Genomic DNA, 20,654 nt, shown 5'->3' with positions numbered 1-20,654 from the left:
GGCTTGGTCTAAATTTATAGTTACTATTATGAAAGAGCATTTAAAATATTTTACAGTTTTAGTAATCTTTTTTTCGATTACTACAAATGCCCAAACTAAAATCGGTGATGCCATACCATCAATTACATTAAAAAGCAATACCAATAATGAGGTTGCTATCACATCGTTCAAAGGAAAATATATGCTTATCGATTTTTGGGCATCTTGGTGTGCCCCTTGCCGATTGGGGAATAAAAAGTTAGTAAAGCTACATAATGAGATTAGTTCAAGTAAAATTGAAATAATAGGGATATCAATCGACACCGATGCCAATAAATGGCTCAAAGCAATTGAAAAAGATAAAATCAAATTCACTCAATTGATTGACCCAAATGGATTTGATGCTAATACAGCCTTAGTTTTCGGAGTAGATGAATTACCATCAAAATACCTATTTAATCCCGAAGGTGTCCTAATAGCGAAGAATCCAACAGAAGAAGAAATAATTAAATTAATAAAAGAGTAAGATGAAGAAAATAAATAAAGTGTATGTAGTTGTAGCATCAATCGTTTTGATGTTCTCAATAAAGAGTAACGCCCAAATAGTAAAAGCCGAAATCAGGGCTACTGGTTTAACTTGTTCTATGTGTTCGAATGCCATAAACAAACAGCTAAAAACATTGCCCGAAGTAGTTAATGTTGAAACCGATTTAAACACCAATACGTTTACGGTAACGCTGACTGAAGGCAATGCATTAAGCCCAAAAGTATTTAAGGAAAAAGTAGAAAAAGCAGGTTTTTTTATCGGAACATTAGTGATAACAGCAAAACCGGAAACTATAACTCAAACCCCTTACATTTTGGTTAATGACAAATCAAATAACTTGAGTGAAATACAATTTCAAGTAGTTGACAAAGGCTATGTGACTGAAAAGGAATTCAAAAAATTATCCAAATCATACAAGAATGTTGAAACGTATGCTTCAAACAATGAAGATGATTTTCACATTAAAATTCTAAATTAATGAGAAAGATTATTTTAATTTTTATTGCAATAAGTTGCCAAAATGTTTTTAGCCAGGAGTTATTTGTAGTTACTGATCCAGCTAGTAATGTTCCTGCAAATTCGTTGGCAGTTAATGTAATGCAGTCACTTTTCAAAGAAGAAATGAAATCAGGCTATAATTACCATTTTATGCCCGAAGTAACTTATGGCCTTAACAAAAATATTATGTTCCGGGCTTCTGCTTTTATAAGTAACAGAAGCAACCAACTGGTTACCGAAGGAGGTAGTTTTTATACAAAGTATCGTTTCTATTCCTCAGATGACCTCAACAGTCATTTCCGAATGGCTGCATTTGGTAGATATAGTTTCAATAATGCTGACATTCACCAAGAACAAATAGAAATCTTAGGACACAACACAGGTTTCGAAGGAGGATTTGTAGCTACCAAGTTGATTAAAAAACTGGCAATTAGTTCGTCTGTAAGTTTTGAGAAAGCCTTTGACAACAAACCGGATTATCCGTTTCCAAATGATATGGGCGACAATGCTACCAACTATACCTTATCATTTGGCAAATTGATGTATCCAAAAAAATATACCAGTTTCAAACAAACTAATATTAATCTAATGGTGGAATTTGTTGGGCAAACTATCAATGAAAACGGTAAGTCATATTTAGACGTTGTGCCGGCAATACAATTTATTTTCAATAGTCAGGCGCGATTGGATTTGGCGTATCGTCAAGAACTAATAAGTTCAATGTTACGTTCAGCACCAAATGGATTTTATTTCAATCTATACTATACTTTTTTCGATTTAACAAAGTAAAACCAAGATGAGTACAACAAAATTTATTCCGGCATTAGGTTATGATTTTTTAAGCGATTACTACGATTTAGCAATCAAATTAACTATGCCCGAAAAAAAATTCAGAAACAAGCTAATAGATTATGTCAATCCTCAAGAGAATGAGAAAATATTAGAGTTTGGTTTTGGAACCGCGCAAAATATCATCATTCTAAAACAGCGCTTTCCTAATTGTAACATACAAGGCGTTGACATCGATCCCAAGATTAAGACAATTGCTGAATACAAATTAAATAGGGCAGGAATTGAAACGCCACTTTTTTTGTATGATGGAGATAAGTTACCATTTGAAGGCAATTCATTTGACAAGGTTTATAGTTCACTTGTTTTTCATCAGTTAGACATGATTACAAAACTAAAGTGCCTGCTGGAAATCTATAGGATATTAAAACCTAATGGAGAATTAATCATTGGAGATTGGGGTAAAGCAAAAACAAAATGGATGCGGTTTTCTTTTTACTTAGTTCAATTATTAGACGGTTTCAAAACTACTACTGATAATGTAAATGGATTAATGATAAAATACATTACTGATGCAGGATTCAAAAACGTTCAGGAAGTAGACTATATCAATACATCAATAGGCACTTATTCTTACTATAAAGCAGAAAAAATTAATTAATAACTAAAAATAATATATTATGAAAACACTTTTTTTAACAGCTATTTTAGCAATGACAATGGTTTCTTGTAACAACAAAGCTAAAGAAACAGAAACAAATGCAACAGAAGGTACCGAGAGTACAAGTCAATTATTTGCCTGCCCAATGCATCCGGAAGTAACAGGAAAAAAAGGAGAAAAATGCTCCAAATGTGGTATGGAATTAACAGAGCCGGTTGCACAAGGTCAGCCGGCCCATGATAGCACCCATGATGATGCGGCTCAACCCACAGCTGATGAAACTGCAGCAAATGCAACATCTGCATTCTCTACCGACGAAATCATTGCAAACTATCTAAAAATCAAGAATGCACTCACCAAAGATGATGCAAACGGTGCTGCCACCGCAGGTAAAGAATTGTATAAAACGTTCAATTCCGCTGACGCATCCGGTTTAACGGCTGCCCAGAAAAAGGAATATACAGACATTGCTGGCGATGCTAAGGAACATGCTGAGCATATCGGAGACAACGCAGGAAAAATAGCCCATCAACGTGAACATTTTGCCATACTAAGTAAGGACATCAATGATTTAATAAAACTTTTGGGTTCAAATAAAAAATTATATCAGGACCATTGTCCAATGTATGACGACGGTAAAGGCGCTATTTGGATCAGCGAATCCAAAGAAATCAAAAATCCATATTATGGCTCTAAGATGCTTACTTGTGGTAGTGTGAAAAAAACGTTATAAAATGAAAAGGAAATTAAAAAAAGTAGGCATTGCTCTTTTTTTGGTATTGATAGCAATACAATTCTATCAGCCTGCTCTGAATCAAAATCCGGGGCAGGATTATACAAATGATTTTCTTATTACAACCAATGCGCCAAGCAATATTTCAAAACTAATCAAGACATCTTGTTACGATTGCCACAGCAATAACACCGAGTACTTGTGGTATGATTACGTTCAACCCGCCAGAATGTTTGTAGAGTCACATATTAAGGAGGGGAAAGAAGAATTAAACTTTAACGAGTTTGGCAGTTATTCCAATCGAAAGCAGCAAAGCAAATTAGAAGCGATAAGTAAGCAAATTAAATCAGGTGAGATGCCTTTGAGCTCCTATACAATATTACATCACAATGCAGTACTTAATGAAACCCAGAAACAAGAAATAATTACCTGGATTAATTCAATAAATGAAAGCAACAGTTTATCGGAAGATTAAGAACGCTGTTATCTTTTGAATATGTGATATATATCATAATATAAAAGAAATGAATTGATTAACTTTATTTTAAAGAAAGAAAAAGGCAAAAAATGGTAGAAAAACTAATTACATTCTCACTTAGAAACAGAGCCATTGTGCTACTGGTTTCGGCTTGTTTATTTGCTTGGGGAATCTATAGCGTCAGACAAAATCCTATAGATGCCATCCCTGATTTATCCGAAAATCAGGTTATTGTATTTACCGAGTGGATGGGTAGAAGCCCACAGGTAATCGAAGCGCAAGTAACTTATCCTTTGGTTTCTAATCTTCAAGGGATACCAAAAGTTAAAAATATACGGGGAGCCTCCATGTTTGGGATGAGCTTTGTCTATATCATTTTTGAAGACAATGTAGATACCTACTGGGCAAGAACCCGTGTGTTGGAACGATTAAATTATGCCCAACGTTTACTTCCACAAAATGTTGTTCCAACCTTAGGACCAGATGGTACAGGTGTTGGCCATATTTTTTGGTATCATTTGGAAGCTAACGGAATGGATCTTGGGGAACAACGTGCCTTACAGGATTGGTATGTGAAATTTGCACTGCAAACTGTTCCCGGTGTAGCAGAAGTTGCTTCATTCGGAGGTTTTGAAAAGCAATATCAATTGGTTTTAGATCCACTAAAAATGCAGTATTATAATGTCAGTATGATGGAAGTAATGAATGATGTTAAGGCTAATAACAATGATGTAGGCGGCCGAAAGTTTGAAATGAGTAATATGTCTTATATCATTAGAGGTTTAGGCTACATAAAGAACAGTAAAGATGTCGAGGATATTTCGATTAAAAATTACAATTCTATCCCTGTGAAGGTAAAAGACATAGGTTCAGTACAAATGGGTGGTGATTTACGCCTTGGAATTTTTGACCAAAACGGAACTGGGGAAGTCGTAGGCGGTATAGTGGTAATGCGTTACGGCGAAAATGCTGATAAAGTCATCAAAGCGGTTAAAGCAAAGATGAAAGAAGTTGAAAAAGGATTGCCCGAAGGAGTGAAATTTAAAACTTCCTATGACAGAAGCGAGTTAATCGAAAAAGCTATTGAATCTGTCAAGGGAACACTTATAGAAGAAATGATAGCAGTTTCACTCGTTATCTTAATTTTTCTGTTCCATTGGAGAAGCGCCCTTATAATCTTAATTCAACTTCCTATATCCGTAGCAATTGGCTTCATATTGCTTGAAGCATTTGGTATTTCATCTAATATTATGTCATTAACCGGTATTGCACTCGCTATTGGAGTTGTTGTGGATGATGGAATTGTAATGGTTGAAAACGCCTACAGGACAATCTCAGAGAAACAAGAAGAAATGATTGATAACAAGTAAATTGGTATGATGATAGAAAAAATTAAAAATTTATTTAAAAAGGAACACGACCCTTTATCCTCTGATGAAAAACTTCAACTAATTGAAAAATCATCAAAGTTAGTAGGACCGGGTGTTTTTTACTCAACACTGATCGTAATTGCGTCTTTTCTACCGGTTTTTTTACTCACAGGTATGGAAGGAAAATTATTTAGTCCCTTGGCTTGGACAAAATCATTCATTCTAATCGTTGATGCTTTTTTAGCCATTACACTCACACCGGTGCTTATAAGCTTTTTATTAAAAGGTAAACTTCGTCCTGAGAATAAAAACCCAATCAATAAAAAACTGGAAAGTGTATACACTCCTATTTTGGTTTTTTGTTTGAAATGGAGGAAAACGGTTTTAGGAATTAATGTAGTAGCTTTACTAATCGGTTTAGTCATGTTTACTCGTTTAGGTTCCGAGTTTATGCCACCATTGGATGAAGGTTCAGTACTTTTCATGCCGGTTACCTTGCCCGATGTTTCAAACTCGGAAGTAAAAAGAATATTGCAGGTTCAAGACAAACTAATAAAATCAATTCCCGAAGTAGACCATGTGTTAGGAAAAGCCGGTAGAGCAAATACAGCTACAGATAACAGCCCTATCAGCATGATTGAAACCATCATTTTATTAAAACCTCAAAGTGAATGGAGAGAAGGAAAAACGAAGAATGACATCATTACCGAAATAAACAATAAACTTCAAATTCCTGGAGTAACCAACGGCTTTACACAACCTATCATTAACAGAATAAACATGCTTTCTACCGGTATCCGAACCGATGTTGGGATTAAGGTTTACGGAGAAAGTTTAGATACTATTAATGCACTATCTCAAAAAATCAAAAAAGCACTCGAAGGTACTTCGGGTGTAAAAGATTTATATGCAGAGCCAATAACTGGTGGAAGGTACATTGACATTGAGCCAAAGAGGGAGCTTTTGGGCAGATACGGCCTTTCAATTGACGATATTAATGCAGTTGTTGAAGCAGCTATCGGAGGAATGAAACTGACAACTACAATTGAAGGACGACAACGCTTCTCTGTAAATGCAAGATATGCACAAGAATATAGAAACAGTATTGATGCACTGAAAAAATTGCAAGTCCAAACGATGCAATATGGCCCAATTCCGTTAGAAACCATTGCAGAGGTAAAAATAAGCGATGGGCCGCCTATGATAAATAGCGAAAATGCCATGCTTCGGGGAAGTGTGCTGTTTAATGTACGTGATCGAGATTTAGGTAGTACTGTGAAAGAAGCTCAGAAAAAATTAAATTCAATGATGTCTAAAATGCCAAAAGGATATTACATTGAATGGAGTGGCCAGTGGGAAAATCAGTTGAGAGCCAATAAAACGCTAAGCATGATACTACCAATTGTGGTGATAATTATCTTCCTTATTTTATATTTTACTTACCACTCCATGAAAGAATCCCTCATTACAATGATAACAGTGCCTTTTGCTTTAATCGGTGGTGTTTTTATGGTCTATTTCTACGGAATCAATTTGTCAGTAGCAGTGGCTGTAGGTTTTATTGCATTGTTTGGAATGGCTATAGAGACAGCAATGTTAATGACCATTTATTTGAATGAATCTATGAACAAAATGGTTGAGAAATACGGAAATAGCAAAGAGGTTATCACCGAAGAAATATTGAGACAATATATTATTGATGGATCAGCCAAAAGGTTGCGACCAAAACTAATGACGGTTTCTGTTTCTTTATTTGGTCTTATTCCGATACTTTGGGCAACAGGTACAGGTGCCGATGTAATGTTACCTATCACAGTTCCTCTTATTGGTGGGACAATTACTTCTACAATTTATGTATTATTAGTAACTCCTATTGTTTTTGAAATGGTGAAACTTCACGAATTAAAAACTAAAGGCAAAATAGAACTTATAGATGTTAAAGAATAAATATTATATCGTTATAAGCTTTTTGATTTTAAGCTTTACAATTGCTAATGCACAGATTGTTTCACTGGATAATATCTTGAGCACAATCAAAACCGATAATCCGCAGCTAAAAATGTATGATGCCGATATCCAAAGTATGGATGCTGCTGCAAAAGGGGCTAAAAGCTGGATGGCACCTCAAGTAGAAACCGGTTTTTTTATGACGCCCTACAATACCAAAATGTGGAAAGCAGATGATATGAGTCCTGGCATGGGCAGTTATATGATTGGAGTCTCACAAATGATTCCCAATTCAAAAAAACAAAATGCCGAATACAAGTATATGAACGCAATGTCATCTGTTGAAAAAGAAAACAAAAATTACACTTTAAATCAGCTTTATGCTATAGCCAAGACAAATTATTATCAATGGCTTGTACTAAACAAAAAAGTCAAAGTGGCCAATGATAACTTACTACTCTTAAAATACATGATAAAAAGCATGGAAATAAGATACCAGTACAATATGGATAAACTCCCCACTTATTATAAAGCAAAATCTCAATATAATGAGTTAGAAAGTATGATTATAATGCTTCAGAATGATATTTCACAAAAAAGAATTATGCTCAACACTCTAATGTCAAGAGATAAAAATATGGTGTTTGAAATTGAAGAAGCATTCGAACTAAAGGAATACAATTCACAACTATTGGACACCTCATCAATTTCCAAAAACAGAAGTGATATAAATGCCATCAAAAGAACCATGGAAGTAAACCAACTGAAAATTGATGCAGAAAAATCAAAATTTCTACCCGAATTTGGAGTTAAATATGACCACATGTTTGCTTTTGGACAACAGCCACAGCAATTCTCACTAATGGGCATGATGACTATCCCCATGCCTTGGTCAACAAAAATGAACAAAGCCAATATCAGTAGCTTTCAAATTAAAAATGAAAGTCTCAATTGGCAAAAACAAATGATTTTAAATGAAACAGTTGGAATGATTTCGGGCATGAATACAGAGCTTTCTAACCTCAATAAACAATACAATATCTCCGAAAAAAGCATCATCCCTTCATTGCGCAAAAATTATGATACCGCCGTTTTGGCTTGGCAAAATAACACTGGTGATTTGTTCATTGTCTTAGACGCATGGGAAGCTTTGAACATGGCCCAAATGGACGCTCTCGACAAATTGCAGTCCATACTAAACACTCAGGTCGAAATCGAAAAACAACTCGAAATTAAGTAACTATGAATAAGTATATAAAATATGGTTTGATTCTAGGTATAATAGCAATAATCGGTTCTGCTATTTATTTCTATGTCATAAAACCTGAAGTACATGACGCAAGCTCTCATCAAAACGTTGTCTATACCTGTTCAATGCATCCGCAAATTATTAGAGATAAACCTGGAAACTGCCCTATTTGCGGAATGACTTTAGTAAAAAAAGTAATTGACAATCATGCTATTGAAGATTATAATATTGAAAATGTCATCAAGCCAACAGATAACTTTGTAGTGGGTAAATTTCAAACTATAACAGCAATAGATTCAACTTTAAGTGGTGAAATCAATCTTCCTGGCACTGTCGCTTATGACCCAAATTCAGCGGTAAATATTGCAGCAAAAATAAGTGGCCGAATTGAAAAAATATATGTGAATTTTAAATACCAACGAATTAATAAAGGACAAAAATTATTTGATTTATATAGCCCTGAACTTTTAACTGAGCAAGAAAACTTTATTTATTTACTTTCAAATGATATTGATAACAGCTCAATTATTGAGGCATCAAAACAAAAGTTGTTGCTTTACGGTATGACTCAAAATCAAATAAGTGCTTTAGCTAATTCAAAAAAAGCCAATCCTAAAATAGCCATTTACAGTCCTTCTAATGGAATTGTCATAGGGTCAGAAACAATGGTTACTCCATCAAATTCTGCAATGCAAAGTATGAATAACAGTACTGAAAAACTTGAGTTAAAAGAAGGAAACTATGTCAAAAAAGGAGAAGTTGTGTTTAAATTAGTAAATACTGATAAAGTTTGGGGAGTATTCAACATTACTCAGGAAAGCAGCAGTTTTATTGAAGTCAATCAAGCCATTAAAATAACTTCTGAACTCAATGCTGAAGAATCAATAGAAGCGAAAATAAATTTTATTGAAACACAATTTAATGCTACCGACAAAACCAATAGAATTAGGGTTTATTTAAACAACAATACACTCAAATTGCCGATAGGTTTGAGATTGCAAGGTATTATAAAAACACGGTCAATTAGCGGTCTTTGGATACAAAAAAACGCATTGGTAAGTACAGGTAATAAAAAAATTGTTTTTGTTAAATCTCACAATGGTTTTAAAGCAACACCGGTAAAAACAGGGTTTGAACTGAACGGTTATATTCAAATCATTAAAGGTATTTCTGTTAGTGATACTATTGCAAAAAATGCACAATATTTAATCGATAGCGAAAGCTTTATTAAAACGGAGTAAGTATGAAAAATTTAAATCAAATAGGCATCTTTTTATTGCTTTCCCTAATATTTACAGCTTGTAATTCTTCTAAAAAAGAAGACCATTCTCAGCATGAGAATAAAAAAGAAGACCACTCTCAACATGATAAAAATAAAGAAACTACTTTTTATACATGTTCTATGGATCCTCAAGTAAAAGAAGATAAACCCGGCAAGTGTCCTATTTGCCACATGGAGTTAACACCCATAAAACAGGATGATAGTGAGGTTAACCAAATAAGTTTAAGTAAACAACAAATTCAACTTGGTAATATCACAACTCAAGTTATAGGACAAACACAAAACAATTTAGAACAAAACTACACAGGTGTTTTAACATTCAATCAAGAAAAATCTAAAACCTTTTCTTCAAAAGCAATGGGCAGAATTGAAAAATTGTATTTCAAATCTACGGGTGATTACCTATCCAAGAACAAGCCAATATATCAATTGTACAGTGAAGATATTGCAATAGCAAAACAAGACTATTATACTGCCTTTAAACAATTGGAGATGCCCGGTGATTTTGGAAAAAATGCAAAAAACATAATGAATGCGGCCAAACAAAAGCTTCTCTTCTATGGTTTGTCCAACACTCAAATTGAGAATATAAAAAGCAACAAAGATGTTTCGCCCTATACCACATTTTACAGCACTGTCGGTGGTACAATTTCTGAAATAACTGCCGTTGAAGGGAGTTATGTCATGGAAGGAACTCCAATAATTAAAGTAACCGATTTAAGTAAACTTTGGCTCGAAACACAAGTAAATATCAACTATTTCAATAGTCTTAAAATAGGTCAAAATGCTACCATAACTTTTGCCGATTTTCCCGATAAATCTATAAGTGCTAAAGTCTCATTTATCAATCCTGAAATAAACCCGGAAACCCGTTTACTATTGATTCGATTTGAAGTCCCAAATCAAAATCTAATCTTAAAACCGGGAATGCAGGCCATTGCAAAATTGATGATTTCCGGCGGTAAAGGAATCTACATTCCTACCGATGCAGTAATTAGAGAACAAAACGCATCCTACATCTGGGTAGAAAAAAAACCGGGAGTTTATGAAAATCTAATGGTAGAAACAGGAATTGAAACCAATGGACTGATAGAAATCAAAACAAAAATTGCCAATGATCAAAAAGTAGTGATAACAGGAGCCTATGCCATCAATAGCGAATATAAATTCCGCAAAGGCAGCGACCCGATGGAAGGCATGAAAATGTAATTTAAACAGTAAGGATGAACAATTTTAATCAAATAATACAGCAATACAAAAACGATTCAGAAAGTGTTTATAATACTTGGTTTGTGGATAATGACCAACGGTTAAAAGCGTTCAGAACTATCCGTCGAGGCATTATTCAGGTTGTTGAAGATATAAAAAACAAATCATTTCCAAATGATTTTAAAAACAGCAGCTTAGAATTTGTGCTCAATTGTATTGCCGAGCAAAAACAGGTATTTGTAGGGGTTTCACATCCTTTTTATTGGAAACCAAAACTCCGAATTCCTGACATCTATGAAAATCAAACCAATAAAATTGCTTTTGGCCAATTCTTGGAAAATTGCATTAATGCAAAAAACGAAGAACAGGTGCTTAGGGAAATTGTAAAACTCGACGAACTTAAAATTAAGGGACTTGGTCCGGCCGTTGCCAGTATTTTGTATTTCTTGCACCCAACCTGGTTTCCGCCTTTCAACACGGCAATTGTAAACGGTTTTAATTTCTTGTTCAAGGACAAAAAAAAACTCGGAAGCTGGAGTGAATACTTAAAAATTAGAGAGACATTACTGGAAACAAATTCCAAATTCAAATCGGAACTGTCCAATGATTTAGGTGCAATCGCAGGCTTGTGTTTTGAAATTGGCACTCAAAAAATGCTCATAGGAAATGATGACTATTTGAGTGAAGAAGAGCGTTATAAATTTGAAAAAAACATAGTAAAACGCCAAAAAGAAATTATAGAAGAAAAAAAGGAAGATAATCTGCATAGTGAGATGCAATACCATTTATTGAAAATTGGAGCGTCATTAGGATTCGATGTTACCCCGGCAAGTAATGATAAAAGCAAAGCCTTCAATGGTCAAAGTTTTTCTTTTATGGCTATAAATAAATTTCCTGAATTGCCCTGTGATAAAGACACGCAAAACACCATTAAACTCATAGATGTATTATGGTTTGAAAAAGGAACAAACAATATTATTGGGGCATTTGAAGTTGAAAAAAGCACCAGTATTTACTCAGGTATTTTACGCCTTTCCGACCTTTATTTCAGTATTTCTGATGGTGATGAAGTTTTTTATATCATAATCCCTGACAATCGCGAAAAAGATGTTATTCAACAACTTAACAGACCTGTTATAAAAAATTCAAAAATGAATATTAAGTACATCCTTTTTTCAGAATTAAGGGCCAATTGTGATGCAATTTGCAAATTCGGCTCAGACCATTCAATAATGGATAAAATCGCTAAATCAATTTAAACATTATCATATGAAACTGTACATTAAAAATATGGTTTGCAGCCGCTGCAAGATGGTAGTGAAATCTGTATTTGAAAATATGGGCATTAATCCTATTGCAGTTGAATTGGGTGAAGTCGAATTGAAAAATGATATTGATGAAAGTCAAAAAAACGAATTGCTAAAAAATCTTCGTGCTGTTGGCTTTGATTTGATTGATGACAGGAAAAGTAAAACAATCGATAAGATTAAAACATTGATTATTGATTTGGTTCAAAATAAAAACAATCATTTAAAAACAAATCTATCCGAGTTTCTATTCCAAGAGCTACACCAAGACTATAATACCTTGAGCAACCTCTTTTCCGAAGTAGAAAACACAACAATTGAAAAATACTTCATTAATCTGAAATTGAGAAAGTAAAAGAGTTGATCATCTATGATGAATTATCCCTAAGCCAAATAGCTTACTCTTTAAACTATAGTAGCGTTTCACATTTAAGTAATCAATTCAAAAAAGTAACCGGCTTTTCACCAACACACTTTAAGAATATAAAAACCATTAAACGAAAGCAAATCGAAGACTTATAAATCTTGCAAATCAAACCCAAAATTTTGCAAATACAAAAAGCAGTTATGATAGAAATTTGTATTAAAATAATATAAAAAATGATACATACTTACAGCATTACCGGAATGACTTGCGATGGTTGTCGCTCTAAAGTCGAGAAAGCATTGAATACTATTGATGGTATTGAAGCAAAAGTTTCATTAAGCCCACCAGTGGCCATAATTACTATGGACAAACACATTCCAACATCAAAGTTGCAGGAAGCACTGACGACTGTTGGAAAATACACCATAGAAATGAGCAATGATAAAACTACAGAAGATACTACAACTAATGAATCCGCTGCAAAGTCATGTTGTTCTACTCATGAGCATAATTATAAAAAAGAGGCTGTTATACCAACCAACGCCGCTGGTAAATATTATTGCCCAATGCATTGCGAAGGCGAAAAAGTCTATGACAAAGCGGGCGATTGTCCTGTGTGTGGAATGGATCTAGTCAAAGCACCTGAACTAACCGTAAACAAGACACTATATACTTGTCCAATGCATCCCGAAGTAATTAGTGAAACTCCGGGTTCCTGTCCTATATGCGGTATGGATTTAGTACCAATGGAACCAAGCGAAAGCGAAGACCAAAGGACTTATAAAGATTTGGTTAAGAAAATGAAAATAGCAGTTGTGTTTACAGTTCCCATTTTCGCCATTGCCATGATTGAAATGGCACACAATAATCCTTTATTGCAACTAATGGATGCGGACAAATGGAACTGGGTACAGCTTATTTTATCTCTTCCTGTTGTTTTTTATGCCTGTTGGGTATTTTTTGTCCGCGCCTGGAAATCAATTATTACTTGGAATCTGAATATGTTCACACTCATCGGAATTGGAACGGGAGTGGCATTTTTATTTAGTTTAGTCGGAATGTTTTTTCCGGATATTTTTCCAAGTGAATTCAAAACAGAACACGGAACTGTATTATTATACTTTGAAGCAACAACAGTTATTCTGACTTTAGTTTTGTTAGGACAATTACTCGAAGCAAGGGCACACAGCCAAACCAGCGGAGCTATCAAAGAATTATTAAAACTTGCGCCAACTGAAGCTACTTTGGTTATTGATGGCGGTGATAAAGTAATATCAATCCACGACATCAAAAAAGGCGATTTATTGAGAGTAAAACCCGGAGATAAAATTCCTGTTGACGGTAAAATAACCGATGGGGAAAGCAGTATAGATGAAGCCATGATTACTGGTGAGCCAATACCGGTTGATAAAAAGAAAGGCGATAACGTAATTTCCGGAACAATAAACGGAAACAAATCATTTGTGATGATAGCCGAAAAAGTAGGTTCCGAAACCTTGCTATCTCAAATCGTGCAAATGGTAAATGATGCCAGTCGTTCACGAGCTCCAATTCAGAAATTAGCAGATAGTATCTCCAAGTACTTTGTGCCAATTGTGGTCATTATATCGGCAATAACCTTTTTTGTTTGGGCAAAATTTGGTCCCGAACCAGCATTGGTGTATGGCTTTATAAATGCTATTGCTGTATTAATTATAGCCTGTCCTTGTGCTCTGGGTCTGGCAACTCCCATGTCAGTAATGGTTGGTGTTGGCAAAGGAGCACAATCAGGCGTTTTGATAAAGAATGCTGAGGCTTTAGAGAACATGAATAAGGTTAATGTTTTAATTACCGATAAAACAGGAACCATCACCGAAGGAAAACCATCTGTCGAAAAAATTTATGCATCCAATAACAACGATAGTGACTTATTGCAAAGCATTGCTTCCTTAAACCAATATAGTGAACATCCATTGGCACAAGCTGTGGTAATTTATGCCAAAACAAAATCCATTTCTTTAATCGAAGTAAAAGATTTTGAAGCCGTTGCCGGAAAAGGAGTTACAGGAACAGTTGCTGGTAAAAAAGTAGCATTAGGTAATAAAAAACTAATGGAACAAGTTAAAGCAACAGTTTCTGACGATTTAGAGAACAAAATCATTATTGAACAAAAATTAGGAAAAACAGTCTCTTACATTGCCGTTGATAACATAGCTGTTGGTTTTGTATCTATAACAGATGCTATTAAAACTTCTAGCAAAGAAGCCATAAAAGAATTAATGAGCCAGGGTGTCGAAGTAATCATGATGACTGGTGACAATGTCAATACAGCTAAAGCAGTTGCTGATGAATTGGGATTAAAAACCTATAAAGCTGGATGCTTACCCGAAGACAAACTCAAAGAAATTAAAAAATTGCAGGCAGAAGGCAAAATTGTAGCCATGGCTGGCGATGGTATAAATGATGCGCCGGCATTGGCACAAGCCAACATTGGAATAGCAATGGGAACAGGAACAGATGTCGCTATTGAAAGTGCCAAAATAACTCTGGTCAAAGGCGATTTACAGGGTATCGTAAAAGCCAAGAATTTAAGCCATGCTGTTATGAGAAATATTAAACAAAATCTATTTTTTGCCTTTTTCTATAATGTACTTGGTGTCCCAATTGCAGCTGGTGTGTTATATCCGGTTTTCGGAATTTTACTATCTCCTATGATTGCAGCTTTGGCAATGTCTTTCAGCTCCGTATCTGTTATTATCAATGCCTTGAGACTAAGAGGTTTAAAACTATAATAATTAACGATAACACGAATGAAACTAAAAAATAACATAGATAAATTAGGAACAATCGGGATGTTCTTTACAGCATTGCTTTCGCCTTGCTGTTTCCCTCTTTTTGCATTTGTAGCATCTGCTTTAGGTTTAGGTAGTTTTGAACTTTTTGGAGGTTGGACAATGTGGATTTTTCAAGGGATGGTCCTATTATCTTTAGTTGGCTTTTTTCTTTCCTATCGCCTGCATAGATGCCTATATCATTTGTTGATAGCTATTCCAAGTACAATAATCATTTTTTACAGCTATTACTTTTGTAATAATGATTATCAGTCCTATTTTTTATATACTGGTATGTTCGGGCTTCTTATCGCTACAATAGTCAATTATCATAGAAACAAACTTCACTATGGCTGTAATACTTGCACGATGTACAACGGTAAATCAGTAGAACTGAAATCAAAAATAACATGTCCACATTGCGGTCACAAAAAAGAAGAAATGATGCCTACTGATGCTTGTCAATTCTTCTATGAATGCGAAAACTGTAAAAAAATAGTGAAACCTAAACAAGGTGATTGTTGTGTTTATTGCAGCTATGGCACTGTAAAATGTCCACCTATTCAATCAGGTGAAAAGTGCTGCTAAAAATAGTACAGGGCAGCATGCGGAAGCTAACAAAATGAAAGCTAAGCTTAAAGAATTAGATTAATATTCCAACATATTTAAAAATTAAAATAAATGAAAAAAAACATCCTATTAAGCTTTATGCTTTTGCAATCTGTAATACTGTCAGCACAAGACAAAGTTCAAATTAGAGTAACTGCAGCTAGCCCTGCAGCATCGTATGAGCAAGAAGTGGGTAGCGCAAAAATAAAAATTTCATATAGCAGACCTTTAGTCAGAGGACGAAAAATATTTGGGGAGTTAGTACCATTTGATAAACTTTGGCGAACAGGGGCAAGTGATTGTACTGTAATAACTACTTCCGAAGATATTTCATTTGGCAACAATGTATTAAAAACAGGTAGTTACTCAATATTCACAATTCCTTCAATCAATGAGTGGACTATAATTATCAACACAGATACTACTTTACATGGCGAAACCGGCTATGATGAAAAAAAGGATGTGATGCGTTTCAAAGTTCCTGTCGAAAAAAGCTCTAACTTCTATGAAACATTTACAATTGAATTAAATGACATCAATAGCAAAGGAGAAGCATTTCTAAAAATATTTTGGGAAAACACTATGGTCAAAATACCAATTAAAAGTAAAGAAGACGATACAATAGTAGCATTGATAGACCAACATATTATTAAAGGAAAAACTCAGGATGCTACTTTATTATTTCAGGCTGCTAATTATTATTACAGTACCAATAGAGATTTTAAACGAGCGATTGAATGGCTTTTAGAAGCAGAAAAATTAAAACCTGAAAATTTCTATTATCCAAATCTAACGCAAAAAATAGCATCCGAATTAAAGGATTATACCACTGCAATCGCAGCAGCAAAAAGAGCAATTACATTAGCCGATAAAGAGAAAATGAAAAAAAACATTGAAATATTGAATAATAAAATTATTGATTGGGAATTGCTGTTAAAAAAATAATATTTTAAAATCAAAATTAAAAAAAACACCTTTAAAATGGATATACAAAACATTCTTTCAAAAAAGATATTGCCGATAGTAGTACTGCTTTTGGCTACACAAACGCTATTTTCTCAAAACATCGTTCGCTACGATTTATACGTTCGAGATACTATTGTAAATTATTCCGGAAAAGAAAAAAGAGCCATTGCTGTTAATGGTCAAATTCCTATGCCTACGTTGACATTTACTGAAGGAGACATTGCTGAAGTTTATGTACACAACGAATTAAATGAGGACACTTCTTTACATTGGCACGGACTATTTTTGCCTAATAAAGAAGATGGTGTACCTAATTTAACACAAATGCCAATCAAACCTGGTACTACTCATAAATACACTTTTCCAATCATACAAAACGGAACACATTGGTATCATAGTCATTCTGGCTTACAAGAACAAATCGGAATGTATGGAATGTTCATCATGAATAAAAAACAAAATGATAAAACATTCCGAAAAGGAATTGATGATTTACCAACTGTTCCAGTTATTTTAAGTGAATGGACTGATTTAAAACCAGAAAACGTTCATAGAATGTTACACAATGCAACCGATTGGTTCGCCATCAAAAAAGGTACTACCCAAAGTTATGCAGAAGCTATAAAGCAAGGTCATTTCAAAACAAAAATTGCCAACGAGTGGAAGCGCATGAACGCAATGGATGTGAGCGATGTGTATTATGAAAAGTTTCTTATTAATGGTAAAAATGAAAATCAATTATCACAATTCAAAGGCGGTGATAAAGTTCGATTGCGAATAGCTAATGGCGGTGCTTCATCTTATTTTTGGCTAACTTATGCTGGAGGAAAGATTACTGTAGTTGCCAGTGATGGTAACGATGTTGAACCAGTTGAAGTAGATCGATTATTAATTGCGGTATCAGAAACCTATGATGTTATAGTTACAATTCCAGCCGATAATACTTCCTACGAATTTTTAGCAACTCCAGAAGATAGAACTAAATCAACTTCATTATACATTGGCAATGGCATCAAACAATTAATTGCTCCTTTACCTAAATTAAAATATTTTGAAGGTATGAAAATGATGAATGGCATGATGAAAATGAACGGCGACTTGGACGATATGGGAATGAGTATGTCCTTAAACCAAATGGATATGAATGTAGTAATGTATCCAGAAATAACTGGTGCTACAAATGCAAAAAACAAAGAAAATGAGAGTAGTATGGAAATGAAAAATGACCATTCCAACCATAATCAAAATCAATACAATGCCAATAAGCTATCTAGTATTACAACACTCAACTATGCAATGCTAAAAGCAACTGATAAAACGACATTACCCAAAGATGCACCAGTAAAAGAACTTCGTTTTGAGCTTACAGGAAATATGAACCGATACGTTTGGAGTTTAGACAATAAAGTAGTTTCTGAAACCGATAAAATACTTATAAAAAAAGGAGAAAATATTAGAATTACGCTTTACAACGGTTCCATGATGCGTCATCCAATGCACTTGCATGGTCATGATTTCAGAATTATTAATGGTCAAGAAGAGTTTGCGCCTTTAAAAAATGTAATGGATCTAATGCCAATGGAAACAAATATTATTGAATTCAATGCAAATGTTGAAGGCGATTGGTTTTTTCATTGTCATATTTTATACCACATGATGGCAGGTATGGGAAGAGTTTTTACCTACGAAAACCAAGCTCCAAATCCACTTATTCCAAATCCCAAATTAGCACAAAGAAAATTATTTGCCGATGATAGAGCTTTTCACATTATGGCTGAAAATGATTTTGCTACCAATGGAAATGATGGAATGGCGATGATCCAAAATACACGTTGGAGTTTAGGAGCAGAATGGCGATTAGGGTATAATGATATGCACGGCTATGAAGCAGAATTCCACTTAGGAAGATACATAGGAAAAATGCAGTGGTTAATGCCTTTCATTGGTTTCGATTGGCGTTACAGAAAAATGAACGGAGAAATCGAAAAAAATATTTTTGGACAAGAAAACACCAAAGATAAAAGAGCCGTTTTAAGTGCAGGAGTTAATTACACACTACCAATGTTAGTAATTGCACAAGCCGAAGTTTTTCAAGATGGAAACGTAAGATTACAATTAATGCGTGAAGACATTCCAATTTCTAAACGATTAAGAATGGGTTTTATGGTTAATACAGATACAGAATTCATGCTCGATGCTCGTTATATTTTAAAAAGAAATGTAAGTCTAAGAACGCATTACGATAGTGATATGGGATTTGGATTTGGATTGAATTTGAATTACTAAAAATAGAAAAACTTTCATTAATCATTATCTTTGTGAAAAATAGTAATAATGGGAAATAATAAATCACATTGGGAAAATGTTTTTGCAACTAAAAATCCTAGCGAAGTAAGTTGGACACAAAAATATCCAAAAACATCAATAGATTATTTAGAAAATCTGAACCTATCTATAGACGCCAATATAATTGATGTTGGTGGTGGCGACAGCAATTTAGTGGATGCTTTATTAGAAAATGGATATAAAAATATTTGGGTTTTAGATATCTCTGAATTTGCTTTAGAAAGAGCAAAAAAACGATTAGGAGAAAAAGCAAATAAAGTGCATTGGATTGTTTCCGACATTACGCAATTCAGTACAGATATTAAATTTGATTTTTGGCACGATAGAGCTGTTTTTCATTTTTTGACAGAACAAGAAAATATTGATAAATATGTTACTTTAGTTAATAATTCTATAACTGAAAATGGAAATTTTCTATTGGGAACTTTTTCAGAAAAAGGTCCACTCAAATGCAGTGGTTTAGAAATAAAACAATATTCTGAAAATACTATGAAACATACTTTAAGTGAAAATTTTGAAGCTGTAAAATGTTTTACAGAAAATCATACTACACCATTTGATACAATACAAAATTTTCAGTTTTGTGGTTTTAAAAAAATATAAAATAAGTATTACTTAGAGAAAATGTTTTATAAATCAGCAATCATTTTTTACCATTATCTCATTCAGCTGCACAAAAATTGCTCCTAGTCCAAGTATTCCTAGCATCAATTCTTTGTTTGCTTCATTTCACTAATTTCATTTATAAATAACGAGAACGTACTTTTTCGTTTAGTGGTAAATTGACGTTTTAGGTTTTCAGTTGCCACTCCTTAGCCAACGCTCCAAAAAAAATTACTGGCACAGTTTTTAGAAAAAACACGTACACTTCGTGACTTGCGCCAGTAATTTTTTTTCCCAAGCTGTGTTACATAATTGAGTATTATAGTTCATCACAAAGCGTTGTTATTGTTTTTTTGGTTTTTGCAATGAAGCTATAATATCAACTATGTAAAACAGCCGCACAGCCAACGCGCTTGCCAGTGGCTCCAGGACAACATTTTTTGTAGCTAGAACATTGGTTTGATATATTCAACTAAGGTGTGCTACAAAAAATACCGTCCTTCTCCACTGTCTTAGAGAACATTTGCTATTTCATAGGATATTTTCGGTCACCATTGCTTTTATGAACGTTCTCTATAACTGTCTTTATCAACTTTGCGATTAAATAGGTAGTGTTTTCGTTGCTTTTGTGAGTAAAGAAAATGACTTAGTTATACTATTTTGCCTTTGGTTAAAGTCATTTTCTTTACCCACAAAACCAAAAATGCCAGCAAGAGTATCTTGTTTCATTTGCCAGAACATCCACAATCATTGTTTTCACGATAGCTTAATGCTATATCATTTCAAAAGAACCAATCTCTTATTCCGAATTACAATTCACTTTTACGGTAGCATCAAGCTATCATAAAAACAATCACAACCTCTACAGTAGCAAATAAAACAAGATACACTTGCCTGCGCTACT

Annotated in this window: 15 protein-coding genes and 3 pseudogenes; all 18 read left to right on the top strand. The window is 34.1% G+C overall.

What is annotated here, in order from left to right; all coding sequences use genetic code 11:
• Positions 1 to 28 precede the first annotated feature (28 nt).
• The 18 genes and pseudogenes from IAI56_RS09000 (at position 29) to IAI56_RS08915 (ending at position 19,750) form a co-directional block, all read left to right on the top strand.
• Complete coding sequence (locus IAI56_RS09000; RefSeq protein WP_187657557.1) at positions 29 to 505, top strand: TlpA family protein disulfide reductase; 477 nt, start codon at positions 29 to 31, stop codon at positions 503 to 505.
• 1 nt (position 506) lies between these two features.
• Entirely contained in the window at positions 507 to 1,004 is a 498-nt protein-coding gene (locus IAI56_RS08995) for a heavy-metal-associated domain-containing protein (RefSeq protein ID WP_187657556.1), read from the top strand.
• On the top strand, positions 1,004 to 1,813 hold the full coding sequence (locus IAI56_RS08990) for a hypothetical protein (RefSeq protein ID WP_187657555.1): 810 nt from the start codon (positions 1,004 to 1,006) through the stop codon (positions 1,811 to 1,813). The genes IAI56_RS08995 and IAI56_RS08990 overlap by 1 nt, the downstream gene beginning before the upstream one ends.
• Before the next feature lie 7 nt (positions 1,814 to 1,820).
• Positions 1,821 to 2,474: a class I SAM-dependent methyltransferase gene (locus IAI56_RS08985; protein ID WP_187657554.1), complete on the top strand. Its 654-nt coding sequence runs from the start codon at positions 1,821 to 1,823 to the stop codon at positions 2,472 to 2,474.
• Positions 2,475 to 2,493: 19 nt separating this feature from the next.
• Positions 2,494 to 3,207, top strand: coding sequence for a DUF3347 domain-containing protein (locus tag IAI56_RS08980; protein ID WP_187657553.1), 714 nt, complete (start codon positions 2,494 to 2,496; stop codon positions 3,205 to 3,207).
• Position 3,208: 1 nt separating this feature from the next.
• A complete protein-coding gene (locus IAI56_RS08975) occupies positions 3,209 to 3,682 on the top strand; it encodes a heme-binding domain-containing protein (protein ID WP_187657552.1) in 474 nt (157 codons plus the stop codon).
• Positions 3,683 to 3,774: 92 nt separating this feature from the next.
• A pseudogene (locus tag IAI56_RS16435) lies at positions 3,775 to 7,002 on the top strand (efflux RND transporter permease subunit).
• Complete coding sequence (locus tag IAI56_RS08960) at positions 6,989 to 8,242, top strand: TolC family protein (protein WP_026704796.1); 1,254 nt, start codon at positions 6,989 to 6,991, stop codon at positions 8,240 to 8,242. Before IAI56_RS16435 ends, IAI56_RS08960 begins: the two are co-directional and overlap by 14 nt.
• A gap of 2 nt (positions 8,243 to 8,244) precedes the next feature.
• The gene (locus IAI56_RS08955) at positions 8,245 to 9,492 is read left to right on the top strand and encodes a heavy metal-binding domain-containing protein (protein WP_026704795.1); all 1,248 of its coding nucleotides are present in this window, start codon (positions 8,245 to 8,247) and stop codon (positions 9,490 to 9,492) included.
• 2 nt (positions 9,493 to 9,494) lie between these two features.
• Positions 9,495 to 10,742 carry an efflux RND transporter periplasmic adaptor subunit gene (locus IAI56_RS08950; RefSeq protein ID WP_026704794.1) on the top strand — a complete coding sequence of 416 codons (1,248 nt, stop codon included), beginning with the start codon at positions 9,495 to 9,497 and terminating at the stop codon, positions 10,740 to 10,742.
• A gap of 83 nt (positions 10,743 to 10,825) precedes the next feature.
• On the top strand, positions 10,826 to 12,001 hold the full coding sequence (locus IAI56_RS08945) for a hypothetical protein (RefSeq protein ID WP_317192445.1): 1,176 nt from the start codon (positions 10,826 to 10,828) through the stop codon (positions 11,999 to 12,001).
• 10 nt (positions 12,002 to 12,011) lie between these two features.
• Positions 12,012 to 12,571: pseudogene (locus IAI56_RS08940) on the top strand (helix-turn-helix domain-containing protein).
• Positions 12,572 to 12,649: 78 nt separating this feature from the next.
• On the top strand, positions 12,650 to 15,187 hold the full coding sequence (locus tag IAI56_RS08935) for a heavy metal translocating P-type ATPase (RefSeq protein WP_169522862.1): 2,538 nt from the start codon (positions 12,650 to 12,652) through the stop codon (positions 15,185 to 15,187).
• 18 nt (positions 15,188 to 15,205) lie between these two features.
• Positions 15,206 to 15,544: pseudogene (locus IAI56_RS16270) on the top strand (MerC domain-containing protein); the annotation flags it as partial.
• A gap of 51 nt (positions 15,545 to 15,595) precedes the next feature.
• A complete protein-coding gene (locus tag IAI56_RS16265; RefSeq protein WP_229658308.1) occupies positions 15,596 to 15,814 on the top strand; it encodes a GDCCVxC domain-containing (seleno)protein in 219 nt (72 codons plus the stop codon).
• A 93-nt stretch (positions 15,815 to 15,907) separates the two neighbouring features.
• Entirely contained in the window at positions 15,908 to 16,780 is an 873-nt protein-coding gene (locus tag IAI56_RS08925) for a DUF2911 domain-containing protein (protein WP_187657549.1), read from the top strand.
• A gap of 36 nt (positions 16,781 to 16,816) precedes the next feature.
• On the top strand, positions 16,817 to 19,087 hold the full coding sequence (locus IAI56_RS08920) for a multicopper oxidase domain-containing protein (protein ID WP_187657548.1): 2,271 nt from the start codon (positions 16,817 to 16,819) through the stop codon (positions 19,085 to 19,087).
• A 48-nt stretch (positions 19,088 to 19,135) separates the two neighbouring features.
• The gene (locus IAI56_RS08915) at positions 19,136 to 19,750 is read left to right on the top strand and encodes a class I SAM-dependent methyltransferase (protein ID WP_187657547.1); all 615 of its coding nucleotides are present in this window, start codon (positions 19,136 to 19,138) and stop codon (positions 19,748 to 19,750) included.
• The last annotated feature ends 904 nt before the right edge of the window (positions 19,751 to 20,654 follow it).

The sequence above is a fragment of the Flavobacterium macrobrachii genome (assembly GCF_014486675.1).
Lineage (GTDB): Bacteria > Bacteroidota > Bacteroidia > Flavobacteriales > Flavobacteriaceae > Flavobacterium > Flavobacterium macrobrachii.
Note: the sequence above shows the minus strand (reverse complement) of the source record. Positions and strands in the feature narration are given on the sequence as shown.